Raw genomic sequence first — 18,016 nt, forward strand, 5'->3', positions numbered from 1 at the left:
GAGTCAGCGAACCGGCGCGCCCTGCGGCTGCGGCGGGGCGATGCCCAGCGCCGTCGTGTACTTGGCCAGCGCGAGCTTGCCGATCGCCGGGTACGGGCCGAGCGCCTCGGCGGCTGCGCAGCCGGCCTCGGCGGCGGCCGCCTGGAGCAGACCGGGGTCGATCTCCGGGCCGATCAGGTACGGCGCCAGCGCCAGCTGCTGCGAACCCGACCCGCGCAACTGCTCAGCGATGGCCGCGATCGAACCTTCCTGGTCCAGCGCCGCCGCCATCACGGGCACGGCGAGACGAGCGGCGAGCAGCATGCCGGTGATCCCGGCCGCCTGTACGGCCTCCTCGCCACCCACGGACGCGAGGATGATGCCGTCCGCGGCGGTCGCCACGGTGAACAGCCGGGCGCGGTCGGCACGGGCCAGGCCTGCCTCGGACAGCCGCACGTGCAGCGCCTCGGCGAGCAACGGGTGCGGGCCGAGCACATCGGTCAGGTCGGCCGCGACACGGCTGTCCATGACGGCCTGGCGGACCTGACGCAGCAGCGCGCTGTCCGGACCGGCGAGCAGCGGCACGACGACGGCCACCGGCCCGTCGGGCTCCTTGACGTCGGCGCCGGCGGCCCTGGCCTGCTCGAAGCGGGCGGTGCGCTCCTCAGCGGCGTGCGCGAGCACGGACGTCAGCGTGGGGAACTCGGAGTCGTCCCCGTCGAGATAACCGATGCGGCCGTCGAGACCGGGCAGCTCGGAGCGCGCGATGCTCACGACCTCCTCGGCGAGGCTGCGCGTGGCCGCGCTGGGCGTGCCCGGCACGGCAAGCACCAGCGCGGGCGCGCCCTCGGGAGCCGCCAGCTGCTCGGGTCGGCGGTGCCGCCCGGGCTGGCGAGGTCGCGGCATTCGTACTGGCAGGCCGGACGCGGGCCCAGTGGGGGAGCTCATGGCGAGGCATGTTACTGGCTTCCTGGGCTCCCCTGTTCGGGGAGGGTGCAGGTGAGCGGTATCCGTCCTGTTTTGTCTGATGAGTTACGTACGGATCAGAAGTGATCACCTTGTCCCTTTGGGCTCAGCACGGACAACATCACGTCGTCACACGGCAGCGCGAGCGCCCCCGCGGCAAGATCACGCGCGATCCGCACGGCACCGTCCAGCGGATCACCCTCCGCCGGAACCACCCGCCCATGCGGCAGCCGTTTCGCCAACTCCTCGTGCAGCGGTACGAGGAGAGGATCGCCCATCTTGAACAGGCCACCGGTGAGCGCGACTTGGGGCTCGCCGGTTACCGGACAGACCGCGACGGCGGACTCGGCCATGTGCTGGGCGGCGGCACGCAGGATGCCGGCCGCCACCGGGTCGACCGCCGCGCACTCGGCGACACGGGGCGCGAAAGCCGCGAGTACGGCGGGCCGGTCCGACCGCGGATACACCTGCCCCGGCAACCCCGTCATCGCCCCGAACTGCTTCTCGGCACAGCTCAACAGTGCCCCGGAGCCACCGTCCCGCCCGTCGTACGCCCGAAGCGCCGCCTCCAGCCCGGCCCGTCCGATCCAGGCCCCGCCACCGCAGTCGCCGAGCAGATGCCCCCAACCGTCGGCTCTCCGCCACCCGGTGAGATCGGTGCCGATCGCGATCAGGCCGGTGCCGGCGGCGACCACAGCACCGGGCCGTGCCCCGAGGGCGCCCACGTAGGCGGTGACGGCATCGGCGGCGAGTGCGACGGTCCGTACCCCGAACTCCCGCGCCAACGCCCCCGGCAACTCGGCCCGCACCCCGTCCCCGAGGGTGGCGAGCCCGGCGGCCCCGATGACGGCCGTGCCGATCTCGGACACCTCGGCGTGATCGACCAACTCGCGCACCATGGGCGCCAGTTGCTCCATGAAATGCCCCGCGTCGATCCCGCGGGCACCGGTTCGAACGGGCTCCCCGGACGAGAGCGGGCCGGATCTTCGGCCACTACCGGCCTGGCCCACGACGACCCGGAGCCCGGAGCCTCCCGAGTCCACGGCGAGAAACCCCGGCGCGGTCACGGCAGACGCCAGTCCACCGGTTGTCCTCCCTGCCGGACCAGCAGGTCGTTGGCGCGGCTGAAGGGGCGGGAGCCGAAGAAGCCGCGGTCGGCCGACATCGGGGACGGGTGCGAGGACTCCACCGAGGGCAGGTCGCCGAGGAGGGGCCGGAGGTTGCGGGCGTCACGGCCCCACAGGATCGACACCAGCGGCTTGCCGCGCGCGGCCAGCGCCCGTATCGCCTGCTCGGTGACCTCCTCCCAGCCCTTGCCGCGATGGGCGGCCGGACTGCGCGGGGCCGTGGTGAGCGCCCTGTTGAGGAGGAGCACCCCCTGCTGGCTCCACGGGGTGAGGTCGCCGTTGGACGGCTGGGGCAGGCCCAGGTCCGTGTTCAGCTCGCGGTAGATGTTGAGGAGGCTCGGCGGGAGCGGACGTACCTCGGGGGCCACCGAGAACGACAGCCCCACCGCGTGCCCCGGAGTCGGGTAGGGGTCCTGTCCGACGATCAGGACGCGGACGTCGTCGAAGGGCTGCTGGAAGGCTCGGAGGACATTCGGTCCCGCCGGTAGATAGGTGCGTCCGGCGGCGATCTCCGCGCGCAGGAACTCCCCCATCCCGGCGACGCGTCCGGCCACGGGTTCCAGGGCTTTCGCCCAGCCCGGTTCGACGATCTCATGCAACGGTCGTGGTGCCACGGGCGTCACCCTACTGCCGTACAGGGCCCGGCGATCAACCGGTGGTCGCGGCCCGACCGAGAACGACCGAATCGTCGACGCGTCTGAACGAAGCCTGTCCTGGCGGGAGTTGTCCTCCCGGAAGCTCCCGCCCTCACGCGACCACCGCCGCGCGCACGCACAGCACGTCCGGGAGATGGGACGCCAACTGCCGCCAGCTGTCCCCGTCGTCGTCCGACGCGAACACCTCGCCGTTGCGATTGCCGAAGTACACGCCCGCCGGGTCCGCGCCGTCCGTGCACATCGCGTCGCGCAGCACCGTGCCGTAGTGGTCCTCGGTCGGCAGCCCCGCCGACAGCGGCTCCCAGCTCCGGCCCGCGTCCGCCGTACGGAAGACCCGGCACCGGTGCCCGGCGGGCACGCGGTCCGCGTCGGCGTTGATCGGGAACACGTAGGCGGTGTCGCCGCGATGGGGGTGGGCGGCCGCCGCGAAGCCGAACGTGGACGGCAGGCCCTCGCCGATGTCCGTCCAGTGCGCGCCCGCGTCGTCGCTGCGGTACACGCCCCAGTGGTTCTGCAGATACAGCCGGTCCGGGGTCGCCGCGTCCTGCGCGATCTTGTGCACGCACTGGCCGAACTCCGGGTTCGGATCCGGCAGGAACACCGCGGAGACGCCGGAGTTGGACGGCTCCCAGCTCTCGCCGCCGTCGCCGGTGCGGAACACCCCGGCCGTCGAGACGGCCACCGTCACGGCGAGCGGGTCGCGTTCGTCGGTGAGGACGGTGTGCAGGCCCTCTCCGCCGCCGCCCGGAACCCACCGGGAACGGGTGGGGTGTTCCCAGAGGGGACGGACGAGTTCGAAGCTCTCGCCGCGGTCCTCGGAGCGGAACAGCGCGGCCGGCTCCGTGCCCGCGTACACCACGTCGGGTTCCGCGGCCGCCGGGTGCAGCTGCCACACCCGCTCCAGCGAAGCCCCCGTGTCCTTCGGGAACTTGACCGCGGGCCGCGCCGGCTCGGCCCACGTCCGGCCCAGATCGTCGGAGTGGAACACGGACGGGCCCCAGTGAGAGCTGTCACCACCGGCCAGCAGTCTCGGTGTGGGGCCGCGGGTGTCGACGGCGACCGAATACAGCGCCTGCGCGTTGAAGTACGGACTCTCGTCGAACTCCCAGGTCCCACCCCGCCTGCGCCCGATGAACAGGCCTTTTCGCGTGCCCACCGCGAGCAGAACCTCCGTCATGCCGGTCACCTCCACTGCGTTTTTGGCGACTTTGCCCCCATCACCGCCCAGTCTGCACCCCACCACTGACAGTCACCCCTGCAACCGGCATCACCGCAGGTCAGGAGGCCAATATCGGTCTGTTGGGCAGTTGCGCGAGGCCTTCCCGCAAAGCGCCTGCGGAAGTCCCGGCAGCCATGGGAACGTCGAGTCGGGGTATTCGTCGTGAGCATCGAGGAGACGTCTCCCGTATGGGAGGGCGGTTCGGCATGTCAGTGCGTTCATGAGGAGGATGCCTTCGATGGCGTTCCGAGGTCCGAAGGTGTGGCTGTGGCGGTGGCGGCGGAATCCGCTCAAGCGCCGTGCCGATGCGGTGGAATCGTGGATCGTGCTCGGCGCCTGGCTGATCACCGTCCTCGCCGGGGTGCTCGCCGGTCTGACGGCGACCCAGTCCGTCGAACACGAGCTGGCCCGGGAACGCGTCGACTGGAAACCCGTGGTGGCCCTGGTGGTCCAGGACGCGCCCGGCCCCGCCCCGGCGAACTCCAGGACGAGCGGCGAACCGGTCTGGGCGAAGGTCCGCTGGACGGCCGTGGACGGCTCCTCGCACAGCGGCCAGATACGCGTCCCCTCCGGCAGTGCGATAGGCACGCCGGTGACCGTCTGGACCGACCCGCGGGGCCACCTGGTCACCCAGCCCGCCAGCGCCTCGCAGGCCAAGCTGCGGGCCGTACTGATCGGCACCCTCCTGGGCGTGGGCGCGGCGGCCGTCCCCTTCGTCAGCGCCCGGGCCCTGCGCGGCCGACTGGAACGCCGCCGCATGGACCAGTGGGACGAGGAGTGGGCCCGCTTCGGCCCACTGTGGGGCCGCAAGACGGGCTGAGCGCCCAGCACGGCGTCACGAGCGCGAGCCCCTTGCCTGTCACACGGATCACAGGCAGGGGCCCTCCTCGTGCCCGTCACGCGGTCCCGCCTGGTCCCAAGTCGTGTGTACTTCCAGGCAGATGGCCCCGTCCGATCTCAAGCCCCCAATACCACCCGGCACACCCCCAACAGCCGCTCGTCCTCCAGAACGTCCTGGCTCCCGTACCCACCCGACCGCACCAAATGCCGTCGCGGCGCGGCGAGTTCCGCCTCCACCAGGTCGTGCAGGGGTGTCCCGGCCGCCCCCATGTCGACCAGACACCCGGCAATGACGCCCCGCACCCCCGGTTGCTCCACCCAGGCCGAACGCAGCACCGGAAGCACCCTCTCCACCTCCCCGGTGACCCGCCACAGCGCACCCGCGCCCGCCACCCGCTCCCACGCGCACTCCGCCCCGACCAGCCGCGACAACCCGGGCGCCGCGGCCCGCGCGGTCGACCCCAGCCGGGCGAGCGCGTCCGCGGCAGCCCGGCACCGCTGCGTGTCCGGGCCCGCCAACTCCCGTACCAGCACCGGCAGTACGGCCGAGGCATCCCCCTCCACCGACCACAGAGCCCCCGCCGCCAGCCCCGCACACTCGGACTCCAACAGCCTCCGCAGCACGGGTACGACCCCCTCCGCACCACCTCCGAACACCCCGAGCGCCCGGACCGCCGACTCAACCACCCGGTGCCTCAACCGCACCCCTTCCGCCATCCCGCCCAACAGCCGCAACACCTCCGGCACCGCCTCCCGATCGGCGAGCGCGGTCAGTGCCGACAGCAGGGGTACGGCACGGTCGTAGGTCTCGGGGGAGTCGAGGGGGACCTGGCCGAGCCGGTGTCGCAGTGCCGGGGCGAGCGGTGCGGCGGCGCGGCCGAGGTGGACGATCACGCGGCCCAGATCGTCGGGTGCGGCTGGCTGTGCGAGAACCTGGGCCAGTACCGGTACCGCCCGTGGATCGCCGCTGTGGGCAAGGGACTTGAGAGGTCCGCCCAGGGTCGGCGGCCGGCGTTCCCAGCGGTGTACCCACAGGTCGGGGCGGGAGATCACCAGCGCGTGGAGATGGTCGGCGGCAGGTGCGGCCAGGTGGAAGAGATCGCCCAGGACCGACACCGCCGCATCGCGCAACCGGTCCGACGCCGCCGCACCGGGCAACGGAGGTGCCCCCGCGCCCAGTTGCTCACCGATCAGCGTGACCGGCACCGAGTAGTCGGCCCGCCACTCGCGGAACAACCCCGCCGCCATCCACACCCCGTTGCACCGGTCGGCCGGGTCCGGGCTGGTCAACTGCCCTTCCAGCAGGGCGATTCGATCGCCCACCCGCCCGCCGAGCGCGGTGTGCAGCGTACGCAGCAGCAGCGCGCCCTCCTCGTCCGAGGGCCGCAGCCGCCGTAACCGTCCGGCGAGCGTGTCCGGGTCCGCATGGTCCCCCTCCGTCGGCGCCGAACGGCCCGACCGGCGCTGCTCCGACCTCTCCCCGAGCAGTTCGACGACGGTCGGGACGAGGTCGGCGGGGAGCAGATCGGGTGCGCAGCCCGCGAGTTGGCCGAGCGCGGCGAGCCGTAGACCGGGGTCGTACGGCGGAGTGCCGAGCATCAGCAGGATGTCCAGCGCCTCGGGGGCGTGGGCCGGGTGCTGCCGTACGAACAGGCCGACGCTCTCGGTGAGGGCGAGCAGGACGCGGTCGTCGCGCTCCACCGCGATGCGCTGCCGCAACAGGCCCAGTACGCGCGCGGGTTGGTCCAGGAAGCGCACGAGTGCTTCGGCCGCCGCGCGGCGCACGCCGGAGTCCCGGTCCCCGGTGAGGGCGACGAAGACCTCGGCGCCCGCGCGGACGGCGGCCTCGGCGGATTCGCCCCCGGCACCCGCTGCCTCCGGCCCGTGCCCCCGTCCGATGCTGACCAGAAGCTCCACCAACTCGCCCCGGTCCGCGACCTCTTCGCACGCGGAGAGCTCGAACAGAAACGGAACGCAGGCGAGCGTCGAGTCGTACACGATCCCCTGGTGGTGCACCGCGCCGTACATCCCGTCGAGCGCGCCCGCCCGCTCGGCGGGGTCCGTGGAGGCCAGTCCCCGGAGCAGTCCGGGCACGTCCTCCGCACTGCCGTACGCGTGGCGCAGTGAGGCCCAGCCGACCTCGTCGATCCCCGTGAACACGTTGTCCTCCCCAGGCGCGGTGCCAACTGATCGCGAGTCTGCACCACGCCACTGACAACGAAGCGGAATCGGGAGGTGACCGAGGGTCAGTCTGCTTCGGGCAGAGCGCGGGCGAGGATCGTGTCGAGGTCGGCGGAGTCGGGGAGGGTGCCGAAGGCGTGCCCCCAGTCGCCGCCGAGCCGGCTCGCGCAGAAGGCGTCGGCGACGGCGGCCGGGGCGTGTCGCACGAGGAGGGAGGCCTGGAGGGTCAACGCCATCTGCTCGACGAGACGGCGGGCACCCGTCTCGGTGGCCCGGCCCAAGTCGTTCCTCAAGCGGGTCACGGCCGCGTCCAGGCGGGCGTCCGCGCCCTGCGCCAGGGCGAGTTCGGTGAACAGCGCCTCCGCCGTGCCGGGGTCGCGGGTCAACGCCCGCAATACGTCCAGGGCGTTGACGTTTCCCGAGCCCTCCCAGATCGAGAGGAGGGGCGCCTCGCGGTAGTGGCGGGGCATGCCCGAGTCCTCGACGTAGCCGTTGCCGCCGAGGCACTCCAGGGCCTCCGCGGTGAAGGCCGGGCCGCGCTTGGTGACCCAGTACTTGCCTACGGCGGTGGCGATCCGGCGGAACGCCGACTCGACACCGTCCCCGCGCACCGCACGGTCGGCCGCGCCCGCCAGCCGCAGTGTGAGCGTCGTGGCGGCCTCGGACTCCAGCGCCAGATCGGCCAACACATTGCGCATCAGCGGCTGTTCGAGCAGTCGAGCCCCGAACGCGGACCGGTGCCGTACATGGTGACCCGCCTCGACGAGGGTTTTGCGCATGAGAGTTGCCGACATCATCACGCAGTCCAGGCGCGTGCAGTTGACCATCTCGATGATGGTCTTCACGCCACGGCCCTCCGGGCCGACCAGCCAGGCGACGGTTCCGTCGAACTCGGGTTCCGAGGACGCGTTGGACCGGTTGCCGAGCTTGTCCTTCAGCCGCTGGATGCGGAACGTGTTGCGGCTGCCGTCGGGAAGTACGCGCGGCACCAGGAAGCATGACAGTCCGTCAGGCGCCTGTGCCAGTACGAGGAACACGTCGCACATCGGCGCCGACGTGAACCACTTGTGCCCGCGCAGGGTGTACACGCCGGGTTCGGAAGTGGGGGTGGCCACCGTGGTGTTGGTACGGACGTCGGAGCCGCCCTGCTTCTCCGTCATCCCCATCCCGGCCAGCAGCCCACGCTTCTCGGTCGGGACGCGCAGGGTCGGGTCGTACACCCGGCTGGTGAGCAACGGCTCGTAGACCGCGGCCAGTTCGGGCGTGGCGCGCAGGGCGGGGACGGCGGCGTACGTCATCGACGTCGGGCAGCCGTGCCCGGCCTCGGTGTGTCCCCACACCAACCCCCCTGCCGTGCGGGCCACATGGGCGCCGGAGCGGTCGTCCGCCCAGGGAGCCCCGGCCAGCCCCTCGGCCACGGCGACGCCCATCAGCCGGTGCCAGCTCGGGTGGAACTCGACCTCGTCGACGCGGTTGCCGTACCGGTCGTGCGTGCGCAGCTCCGGCTCGTGCCGGTTCGCCTGCTCACCCCACTCCTGCGCCTCCTCGCTGCCCGCCGCCCGGCCGAGCCGCCGCACGTCGTCCTCGGCCCACCCGGCACCCTCCCGGCGCAGTCCCTCCAGCAGGGCCGCGTCCTCGGAGGCGTCGTACGGGGTCAGGGGCGGGGGCTGGTTGGTGACGTCGTGCGTGTCGTTCCGCGGCTGCGGCGGTATGTGCGCGAGTGTCTGGGCCATAGCTGAAGTGTTGCACTATCCCTGCGGTCGCATCAATGATGTAACACGGGAATCGCCACGTAGAGTACGAGGCCATGCGGATGAACGTGTCAGAAGGCCCCGGCGAGGTGAACCTGCGCCCGCTGTCCGCGCGGTCGGTCGTCCTCAGCCTGCTGCTGGGCACGCACCCGCCCGAGCTGCCCGTACGGGATCTGCTGCGCGCCGTCGAACCCCTCGGCGTCGCGGGCTCCACGCTCCGTGCCGCGCTGAGCCGGATGGTGGCCGCCGGTGACCTGCGGACCACGGACGCGGTCTACCGGCTCAGCGACCGCCTGCTGGAACGCCAGCGCCGCCAGGACGCCGCTGTCCACCCGGAGACCCGCCCCTGGGACGGCGACTGGGAGATGACCGTCGTCACCGCGACCGGCCGCGGCCCCGCCGAACGCGCCGACCTGCGCGGCAAGTTGACCACTCTGCGGCTCGCGGAACTCCGCGAGGGAGTCTGGCTCCGCCCCGCCAATCTCCTACGGCCCCGACCGGACGAACTCGGCGCGGTCGCCCGGCACTTCACCACCCGCCCGCAGGAACCCGCCCGCCAACTGGCTGCGGCCCTATGGCCACTTGACACCTGGGCGAAGACGGCCGAGGCCCTGCTCGACCGGATCACCGCCACCGCGGACCACCCGGCCGACCGCTTCACCGTCCTCGCCGCCGCCGTGCGGCATTTGCTCGCCGACCCGGTTCTGCCCCCTGAACTCCTGCCCCCCGACTGGCCGGGTGCGGCTCTGCGCAGCGAATACACGCGCCACCGCCGGGAGTTGATCGCGAACATGCTCGCGAACACGGCATGAGCACCTCCGTTCACCGGGTTTGACGGTCTGTTAGCGTGTGCCGATGGAAGATCTGGGAGTCGCGGCCTGGCCGCCTGAGCTGATCAGAACGGGGCGGCTCGTGCTCCGTGCGTCCGAGGTGCGGGACCGCGCGACGTTCATCGAACTGCTCGCCTCGCCGGAGGTGCACACCTACCTCGGCGGTCCTCGCCCGCGTGACGAGCTCGAGCGCGAGATGCCTGCGGTGCCCGAGCACCGGCCCGGGAGCTTCGTCGTCGATCTCGACGGGGCGATGGTCGGCCTGATCCTGCTCAGGAGGGCGACCGGGCACAGCCGCCCGGCTGCCGTGGGAAAGGTCGATCTCGGCTACCTGTTCCTGCCCCGGACGTGGGGATCCGGGTACGCCGCCGAGGCGTGCGCGGCTGCGCTCGGCTGGCTCGACGACGTTCTTCCCGGCGAGCCGGTGGTGCTCACCACCCAGACCGCCAACGCCCGTTCGATGCGCCTCGCGGCGAAACTGGGGTTCACCGAGGTGGAGCGGTTCGAGGCATGGGACGCCGAGCAGTGGCTCGGCATGCGGTCAACGGCCGTGCCGCCGCGCTGAGTTGGTGCCGGAGCGGCCGTGCGAAGCGCCGTGCGGGGACGCTTCGTACGGCCGCCGTCACCGTGGGAGGCCTACTTGTACGTGATGTCCGAGGACGCGTACTTGCAGTAAGTCCCGTCCGCGCCCGTGCCGTTGGTTGTCGGCTCCGCGCCCGTGTTGTTCCCGATGTACTTCTGGCAGGGGATCATCTTCTTGCTGGTGTCCCCGACGATGGTGATGGCCTTCAGGGTCGCGCTGTCGCCGTAGTTGGTGTTGATGCCGACGATCCGGCTGCCCTTGTAGGTCGCCTCGATGGAGTTGAGGTTGATCGTGCGCTTGTACTGCGTCTTGCAGTTGCCGCACGAGCGGACGAACGTACCGAAGGTCTGCGCCGCGAAGTTGGAGACGTTGAGGGTCCCGGCGCCGTTGAACTGGAAGACCTTGTCGCTCGCCTCCTTCGCGCCACCGCCGTTCACGGCGTACACGTTCGACGACGAGGAGCCCAGGAAGGTCGCAGCGTCCTCGCCGACGTCCTCCCACCAGACGTTCTGCAGCGTGCAACTGCCCAGGCAGTGGATGCCGTCGGCGGCGGGCGAGCCGATGATGACGTTCTTGACGACGGCACCGGCGGCCAGCTCCAGGATGGGGCCCTGGTCCTCGTCCTGGCTGCCCGTGCCCAGGTCGCCGCTGCCGTACAGGCGCAGCATCCCGTAGTCCTTGGTGCCCGAGACCGAGATCGTCGAGGTCACTGCCTGGCTGCCGCTCGCGGTGGGCCAGGTGGCTGCACTGGCCGGCGAGAGCGCGCCAGATGCCATGATCATGCCAACGGAGAGGCCGAAGGCGGCCAACGCGCCTGTCAGCGCGCGCGATCGTGCGGAAGAAGTCATGTCCCGATTCCTTCTCCGAGGTGGGGGAGTGGTCAGAGCTTTCCGGTGCCCGCGCCCGCGGTCACCGAGGCGACGACGGTCGAGGCGGGCTCGGCGGTGTAGCTGTACGGCGGGCTGGTGAACGTGCCGACCTGCGAGATCTCGGTGGCGGCTCCACCGAGGTCGTTGCCGCTGAGGTTGGCGTAGCCGTCCACGTCGCTGTCCCGGTTCGTCGTGACGGCGACCTCCGTGTCCCGGAAGACGTTGTTCTGGACGAACATCTGGGCGCCCATGCGCGAGTGCACGGCCGTCTCGGCGCCGACGACGTAGTTGTCGTAGAAGTGCCCGGTGCCGAAACGCAGGCTGGGGATACGGGAGTTGACCTGGTCGAACCAGTTGTGGTGGTACGTCACCCGCAGATGCCCGGTGTCCTCGCTCGCGTTGTTGTCGCTGTGGCCGACGAGCGAGCCCTTGTAGTGGTTCTTGAAGGTGTTCCAGGAGACGGTGACGTAGTCGGAGGCGTGGCTGATGTCGACCAGGCCGTCGTAGTAGTCCTTGCCGTGGTCGAGGTCGGACGAGAAGGCGTTGTGGTCGATCCACACCTTCGTCGACGCCTGCACGGTGATGCCGTCGGCGGGCGCGACCGACTTGCTGATGTTCAGGTTGCGGACGACGACGTTCGTCACGTTCTTCAGGCGCAGCCCGCCGCCGGTGAACCCGGACGCCGAACCGACGCCCAGGACCGTGGTGTTGGACCCGACGTCGACCTGACCGCTCAGCGAGATCAGGCCGTTGACCTTGACCACCTTCGAACTGCCGCCGGTGACGGCCGACTTGAAGGCGTCCAGCGTCGACACCGTGACCGCCGAGGCGCCGCCGCCCCCGGTCGTCCCGGCGCCGAAACCGACCGGCGAGGCGTCGACCGCCGACGCGGACTGGGGGAGCGCGAACACGGCGACGGTGGCCAATGCGACAGCCGTCAGGGCTGACCTTCGGGAGCGAGTACGCATGCGGGTGCGTCCCTTCGGAGGGGTCGGGTGATCGCGTACGTGAACGAGGCGTGCCGCTAGAGGTGTTGCGGTCACACATCTGAACGGAAGGTAGGGTGCAAGCGCTTTCTAGTCAACGCTCCGCGCGAAACTATTCGAGGCGTGGGAGCGCTTCCATGGGGCTCATGTCCATGCCACGATGCCGATGGTTCCCCCTCCGAACGATGCCGCACGAGCCGCACGAGCCGCGCTCAGGAAGGGACGATGACGTGCGCCCCACAGCCGACAACACCCTCAAGTCCGCCCGGAGAAAGCCGCGTTCGGTACTCGTCGCGGTCTTCGGAGCGCTGGTGCCGCTCCTCGCGGCCCTGACCCTCCTGGCACCCCCGGCCACCGCCCGCACCGAGGCCGTCCCCACCGCGACCCTCACCGAGGTCACCGGCTTCGGCGCCAACCCCAGCAGCCTCCAGATGTACGTGTACGTCCCGGCCGCCGTCACCGCGCACCCGGCGGTCGTCGTGGCCGTGCACTACTGCGGGGGATCGGGCCCGGCGATGTACTCCGGCACCGAATACGCCTCGCTGGCCGACCAGTTGGGGTTCATCGTGATCTACCCGTCGGTCACCCGCGCCAGCAAGTGCTTCGACGTCTCCTCGCCCCAGGCCCTGCACCGCGACGGGGGCAGCGACCCGGTCGGCATCAAGTCCATGGTCGACTGGGTGACCAGCACCTACTCCGCCGACACCTCCCGCGTCTACGCCCTGGGCATCTCCTCCGGCGCAATGATGACGAACGTCCTGCTCGGCGACTACCCCGACGTGTTCGCGGCGGGCGCCGCCTTCGCCGGCGTACCGTTCGGCTGCTTCGCCACCACCGACGGCTCGGAGTGGAACACCGCCTGCGCGAACGGCACGGTCATCCAAACCCCGCAGCAATGGGGCGACTTGGTCCGGGGCGCCGACCCCGGCTACACCGGCCCGCGCCCCCGCATGCAGCTGTGGCACGGCACCGCGGACGACACGCTGCGCTACCCCAACTTCGGCGAGGAGATCAAACAGTGGACCAACGTGCAGGGCGTCAGCCAGACCCCGGCCGCCACCGACACCCCGGCGACCGGCTGGACCCGCACCCGCTACGGTGCCACCGGTGACCGGGCCCCCGTCGAGGCGATCAGCCTCCAGGGCGTCACCCACAACCTCTACACCTACGGCATGGGCGCCCGTGTCCTCACCTTCTTCGGCCTGACCGGCGGCGGCACCACACCCCCGCCCTCGACCGGCCCCTGCAAGGTGACCGTCACGACCAGCGCCTGGAACACCGGCCTCACCGCCTCCGTGACCATCACCAACACCGGTACAAGTGCCGTCAACGGCTGGCAGTTGGGCTTCACCCTGCCCACCGGCCAGGCCATCACCAACGGCTGGGGGGCCACCTACGCACCGGCCTCCGGCACGGTGACGGCCACCAACGCCTCCTACGACGGCACGATCGCCCCCAACGCGAGCGTGACCATCGGCTACCAGGCGAACCACACCGGCAACAGCGCGGCGCCGACGGCCTACACGCTCAACGGGACGGCCTGCACGGTCGGTTGACCCACTCCGGGGTGCGTGCCCTGCGCGCACCCCTGCGCCCCAACTCCCGCCAGAGGAAGGCAGGTTCCGTGCAGCCCACGAGACGGACAGCGATCGTCGCCACGACGACAACGGCGCTGTCGGCCCTGGTCGCCACCAACCCCGCACGCGCAGAGGGGAGTTCAGCCCCGTCCGTCGCGCACTGGGTGAACACCTGGACGGCGATGCCCCAGCTCACCGAGCCCGGGAACCTGCCACCCGCGCCGTTCACCGGGACCGCCTCAGTCCTCGTCGACACGACCCTGCGCCAGACACTCCGCGTCACCACCGGCGGCCGGAAGCTCCGCCTGCGCTTCTCCAACGCCTACGGCGACACCCCGCTCCCGCTCACCGCGGTGACGCTGGCGCTCCCGCAGGACGGCAGGGCGGGAGCGAGCGCGATCGTGCCCGGTAGCAGCAGACTGGTCACGTTCGCCGGACGCCGATCGGCGACGGTCCCCGTCGGCGCCCAACTGGTTTCCGACCCACTGGACTTGGACCTGCGCCCGGCGTCCATCCTGGCCGTGACGACGTACCTGGCGACGGGCCAGCCCTCGCTCGCGCTCACCTCGCACCCGGGCTCGCGCACGACCTCGTACCTCCGCACCGGCGACCACACCGAGGACCAGGACCTGTTGCCCGGGGCGACCCCGGTCGACCACTGGTATCTGCTGAGCGACGTGGAGGTCCTGGCCCCGCGCGCGAGCACGGCCGTAGCGATCCTGGGCGACTCGCTCACCGACGGCCGAGGCTCCACGACCAACGCCAACGACCGCTGGCCCGACCAGCTCTACGACCGTCTCCGCGCCCACCCCGCCACCGAGTCCGTGGCAATCCTGAACCAGGCCGCCGGGGGCAACCGAGTCCTCAACGACGGCCTCGGCCCCAACGTCCTCGCCCGCCTCGACCGCGACGTCCTCTCCCGCAGCGGGGTCACCCGCCTCATCGTCTTCGAGGGCGTCAACGACATCGGCACCGCCGACGCGACCACCACCGCCCAACACCAGGTCACGGAAGACCTGTTGGCCGCCTACGCCCAGATCGTCGTCCGCGCCCACGCCCAGGGCATCCGCGTCTACGGCGCGACCCTGCTCCCCTTCGGCGGAAACACCTACGACGACCCGGCGGGAGAGCGCGAGTCCTCCCGCCGGGCGGTCAACTCCTGGATCCGCACGGCCGGTTGCTTCGACGCGGTCCTCGACTTCGACCACGCCGTACGCGATCCGGCCGACCCGCGCCGACTGCTCCCGTCCCTCCAGGTCGGCGACTGGCTGCATCTCAATCCGGCGGGGTATGGGGTGCTGGCCGCGACGGTCCCTGCCGGACTGCTGCGCTGATCAGGGCGAAGGGCGTCGGCGGTCTCTGATCGGCGCCGGTACGCGGGGAGTTGTGCCTGCGGCTGCGAGGCGGAAGGGGCGTCGACGTCAGAGGCTGCCGTCACGGGTGTCGAGAAGGGGGAGTCGGCTACCGACGGCAACGCCGTTGTGCCCCAAGCCTGTTGGGCAGCGGGGATGGTGTGCCTCGCCCCGCGTCCGCGACAGGATCCGCCGGACCGGCCCTAGACGACCGGCTCCTCCGCGACCGCGCCGGCGGAAGCAGCCGTGCTGGTGGCAGGCGAACTTCCCTTCGCAGGAAGGTGGTTGAAGAGCAGGTTCAGTACGATCGCCGTCAGGCAGCCCGCGCTGATGCCGCTGTTCATCACCGTCTGGAACCAGTCCGGGAACTGCGCGTAGATCGTCGGCACCCCGACCGGGAGCACGCCCACGGCCACCGAGACGGCGACGACGGTGAGGTTGTGGTTGTCCTTGAAGTCGACCTGGGTCAGGGTGCGCAGACCGCTCGCGGCGACCGTGCCGAACATGACCAGACCCGCGCCGCCGAGCACCGGCGCCGGGATCGCCGCGACGACCGCGCCCAGCTTGGGCAGCAGACCGAGGACGACGAGGATGCCACCGGCGACCGCGACGACCCAGCGGCTGCGGACCCGGGTCATGCCGACGAGGCCGACGTTCTGGGCGTACGCCGTGTACGGGAAGGTATTGAAGACGCCGCCGAGGACGGTGGAGAGGCCGTCGGCGCGCAGTCCGTCCGCGAGCGAACGCGGCTCTATCCTGCGGTCGGTCATCTCGCCGACCGCGATCAGGTCACCGGTCGTCTCGGTCATCGTCACCAGCGCCACCACCAGCATCGACACGATCGCCGAGGCGTGGAAGGTGGGCGTTCCAAAATGGAACGGGGTGCTGATGCCGACCCAGTCGGCGTCCCCGACCCCGCTGAAGTCCGTGAACCCGAACACCACCGCGGCCACCAGCCCCACCGCCATGCCGATCAGCACCGCGATCCGGCTGAGGAAGGCCGGCGCGAACCGCTGCACCCCGAGCACGACCGCGAGGACGAAGGCGGCGAGCGCGATGTTCTTAGGTTCACCGAAGTCCTTCGAACCCTGCCCGCCCGCCGCCCAGTTGCCCGCCGCCGGCAGCAGCGACAGACCGATGATCAGGATCACCGTGCCAGTGACCAGCGGCGGGAAGAAGCGCAGCAGCCTGCCGAAGACGGGGGCCAGGAGCGCGATCGCGAGCCCCGCGATGATCACCGAGCCGTAGATCGCGGGCAGCCCGCCGCCCGTCGTGCCGATCAGCACCATCGGCGACACCGCGGCGAACGTACAGCCCTGCATGATCGGCAGCCGCACGCCGAACCGCCAGAAACCTATGCACTGGATGAGCGTGGCTATCCCGCACACCAGCAGGTCCGCGGTGATCAGATACGCCAGGTCGGCGGCCGACAGCTTCATCGCCCCGCCCACGATCAGCGGCACCGCGACCGCGCCCGCGTACATCGCGAGCACGTGCTGGAGCCCGAAGGTGGCCAGTTGCCGTACGGGTGGGACCTCGTCGACGGGATGCACGGGTGTGGTCGTGGCCATGGACACTCCTGAGCGGCGGAGAGGGGAGAAATGTGCGAACAGTTCGAGACCGTAGGCGCCTTGAACAGTTTGTTGATTTCTGGGTTGTTGCCGCCGTGTGTCTTGCCCGGCTGCTATGTGTGCGCCCCACATATCTCTATGCGCGCGCCTCGCGTGCCGCCGCCAGCAGGGCATCCCAGTCCGGCAGTTTGACCACACCACCCCGCCCGAGCGAGGCCCCCAACTCCGCCTCGGCCCGCTCGATGGCCTCCCACCCGCTCCACTCGACCGGCTTGATCCCCTCGGCGCGCAGTGCGGGGAGCGGGTCCTCGGGCGCATCCCGTCGTACGAGCATGGAGGCGTCGGCGAGCAGGGACGTCACCGTCTCCTTGGCGTCCGGGCGGTTGGTGCCGATGACGCCGGTCGGGCCCCGCTTGATCCAGCCGGCCACGTACTCGCCGGGCACGGTCCGCCCATCGCGTACGACCCGGCCCGCCCGGTGCGGCACGGTGCCGTGCTCGGCGTCGAACGGCAGCCCGTCCAACGGCACTCCGCGATAGCCCACCGAGCGCAGCACCAACTGCGCCTCGATCTCCTCGAATTGACCCGTGCCGACCACTCCGCCCCGCCCGTCCGGCGCGGTGCGTTCGAAGCGGACCGCGCCCACGCGCCCTGCCTCGTCGAGGAGTTGGACGGGACGGAGGAAGAAACGGAGGTGGATACGGCGTGCGGCGCCCTGGGGCGGAAGCGCGGCCCAGCGGCGGAGTTCCTCCACGTTGCGGCGTTGGGCACCGGGCAGGGCGGAGGGGTCGAGACAGTCCGGGTCGAGCGCCAACTCGGCCGGATCCACGGTCACTTCGGTGTCCGGGAGCCCGCCCAGCTCACGTAGCTCCTTCGTCGTGAACCGGGCCTGCGAGGGACCGCGCCGGCCGACCATGTGGACGTCCGTGATCCCGCTCGCGGACAGTGCGGTGAGCGCGGTTTGGGGAATGTCGGTACGGCTCAGTTCGGCCGCGCCGCGCGCCAGCATCCGCGTGACGTCCACCGCGACGTTGCCCACGCCGATGACCACGGCCGAGCGCGCGCCGAGCACGAACCCGTCGGCGGTGGAGTCCGGGTGGGCGCTGTACCAGGACACGAACTCGGTCGCCGACCAGCTGCCGGGCAGCTCCTCGCCGGGAATCCCCAGGTGGCGGTCGGTGGCGGCACCCACGCAGTACACGACCGCGTCGTACAACTCCCGCAGCCGGGCGGCCGACAGTCCGCCCGGTCCCACGAGCACCCCGCCGAGGAACCGCACCCGCCCGTGCTCCAGGACCGCCCGCAGATTGTTCTGCAGCGACTTGATCTTCTCGTGGTCCGGTGCCACGCCGTAGCGCACCAGACCGTACGGGCACGGCAGCCGGTCCAGGACGTCGACCAGTACCCCGGGCTCCAGCTGGACCAGACTCTGGGCGGTGTAGACCCCGCTCGGCCCGGAGCCGACGACGGCGACACGCAGCACGGCGGAACTCCTCACCCGTCAGGCACACAGGAGAACGCTCATTCGC

The 18,016-nt window shown here is 71.2% G+C and carries 15 protein-coding genes; 5 read left to right on the forward strand and 10 right to left on the reverse strand.

The window, feature by feature from the left end; all coding sequences use genetic code 11:
* Positions 1-3: 3 nt before the first annotated feature.
* From OO69_RS00870 to OO69_RS00885, 4 genes are all read right to left on the reverse strand, one after another.
* The gene (locus OO69_RS00870) at positions 4-927 is read right to left on the reverse strand and encodes a sirohydrochlorin chelatase (protein WP_078652243.1); all 924 of its coding nucleotides are present in this window, start codon (positions 925-927) and stop codon (positions 4-6) included.
* Between the two features lie 95 nt (positions 928-1,022).
* On the reverse strand, positions 1,023-2,012 hold the full coding sequence (locus OO69_RS00875; RefSeq protein ID WP_033278363.1) for an N-acetylglucosamine kinase: 990 nt from the start codon (positions 2,010-2,012) through the stop codon (positions 1,023-1,025).
* A complete protein-coding gene (locus OO69_RS00880) occupies positions 2,009-2,686 on the reverse strand; it encodes a uracil-DNA glycosylase (protein ID WP_033278364.1) in 678 nt (225 codons plus the stop codon). Before OO69_RS00880 ends, OO69_RS00875 begins: the two co-directional genes overlap by 4 nt.
* A 133-nt stretch (positions 2,687-2,819) precedes the next feature.
* On the reverse strand, positions 2,820-3,971 hold the full coding sequence (locus OO69_RS00885; protein WP_078652244.1) for a glycosyl hydrolase: 1,152 nt from the start codon (positions 3,969-3,971) through the stop codon (positions 2,820-2,822).
* A gap of 214 nt (positions 3,972-4,185) precedes the next feature.
* Here OO69_RS00885 and OO69_RS00890 point away from each other — a divergent pair, with 214 nt between their 5' ends.
* The gene (locus OO69_RS00890; protein ID WP_033278365.1) at positions 4,186-4,767 is read left to right on the forward strand and encodes a hypothetical protein; all 582 of its coding nucleotides are present in this window, start codon (positions 4,186-4,188) and stop codon (positions 4,765-4,767) included.
* Between the two features lie 137 nt (positions 4,768-4,904).
* On the opposite strand, the gene OO69_RS00895 is transcribed toward OO69_RS00890, so the two are convergent.
* Positions 4,905-6,947, reverse strand: a complete 2,043-nt coding sequence (locus OO69_RS00895) for a hypothetical protein (RefSeq protein WP_033278366.1) — start codon at positions 6,945-6,947, stop codon at positions 4,905-4,907.
* A gap of 86 nt (positions 6,948-7,033) precedes the next feature.
* A complete protein-coding gene (locus OO69_RS00900) occupies positions 7,034-8,701 on the reverse strand; it encodes a DNA alkylation response protein (RefSeq protein WP_033278367.1) in 1,668 nt (555 codons plus the stop codon).
* Positions 8,702-8,775: 74 nt separating this feature from the next.
* On the opposite strand from OO69_RS00900, the gene OO69_RS00905 reads away from it, so the two are divergent.
* Positions 8,776-9,531, forward strand: coding sequence for a PaaX family transcriptional regulator C-terminal domain-containing protein (locus OO69_RS00905; protein WP_033278368.1), 756 nt, complete (start codon positions 8,776-8,778; stop codon positions 9,529-9,531).
* 43 nt (positions 9,532-9,574) lie between these two features.
* Entirely contained in the window at positions 9,575-10,114 is a 540-nt protein-coding gene (locus OO69_RS00910) for a GNAT family N-acetyltransferase (RefSeq protein ID WP_033278369.1), read from the forward strand.
* Between the two features lie 71 nt (positions 10,115-10,185).
* On the opposite strand, the gene OO69_RS00915 is transcribed toward OO69_RS00910, so the two are convergent.
* Both OO69_RS00915 and OO69_RS00920 read right to left on the reverse strand, forming a co-directional pair.
* Positions 10,186-10,980, reverse strand: coding sequence for a pectate lyase (locus tag OO69_RS00915; protein WP_033278370.1), 795 nt, complete (start codon positions 10,978-10,980; stop codon positions 10,186-10,188).
* A gap of 32 nt (positions 10,981-11,012) precedes the next feature.
* Positions 11,013-11,969, reverse strand: a complete 957-nt coding sequence (locus tag OO69_RS00920; protein ID WP_033278371.1) for a pectate lyase family protein — start codon at positions 11,967-11,969, stop codon at positions 11,013-11,015.
* A 248-nt stretch (positions 11,970-12,217) separates the two neighbouring features.
* Between OO69_RS00920 and OO69_RS00925 the strand changes: the two genes are divergently transcribed.
* Together OO69_RS00925 and OO69_RS00930 are read left to right on the forward strand one after the other, a co-directional pair.
* Entirely contained in the window at positions 12,218-13,543 is a 1,326-nt protein-coding gene (locus OO69_RS00925; RefSeq protein ID WP_033278372.1) for a PHB depolymerase family esterase, read from the forward strand.
* Between the two features lie 68 nt (positions 13,544-13,611).
* Positions 13,612-14,898 (forward strand): SGNH/GDSL hydrolase family protein, encoded by a 1,287-nt coding sequence (locus tag OO69_RS00930; protein WP_199810851.1) that lies wholly within the window; start codon positions 13,612-13,614, stop codon positions 14,896-14,898.
* A gap of 221 nt (positions 14,899-15,119) precedes the next feature.
* Here OO69_RS00930 and OO69_RS00935 read toward each other — a convergent pair whose 3' ends face one another.
* Both OO69_RS00935 and OO69_RS00940 read right to left on the reverse strand, forming a co-directional pair.
* Positions 15,120-16,487, reverse strand: coding sequence for a nucleobase:cation symporter-2 family protein (locus OO69_RS00935; protein WP_033278373.1), 1,368 nt, complete (start codon positions 16,485-16,487; stop codon positions 15,120-15,122).
* 136 nt (positions 16,488-16,623) lie between these two features.
* The gene (locus OO69_RS00940; protein WP_033278374.1) at positions 16,624-17,970 is read right to left on the reverse strand and encodes an FAD-dependent oxidoreductase; all 1,347 of its coding nucleotides are present in this window, start codon (positions 17,968-17,970) and stop codon (positions 16,624-16,626) included.
* Between the last annotated feature and the right edge of the window lie 46 nt (positions 17,971-18,016).

It is taken from the genome of Streptomyces sp. NRRL F-525 (assembly GCF_000716605.1).
Lineage (GTDB): Bacteria > Actinomycetota > Actinomycetes > Streptomycetales > Streptomycetaceae > Streptomyces.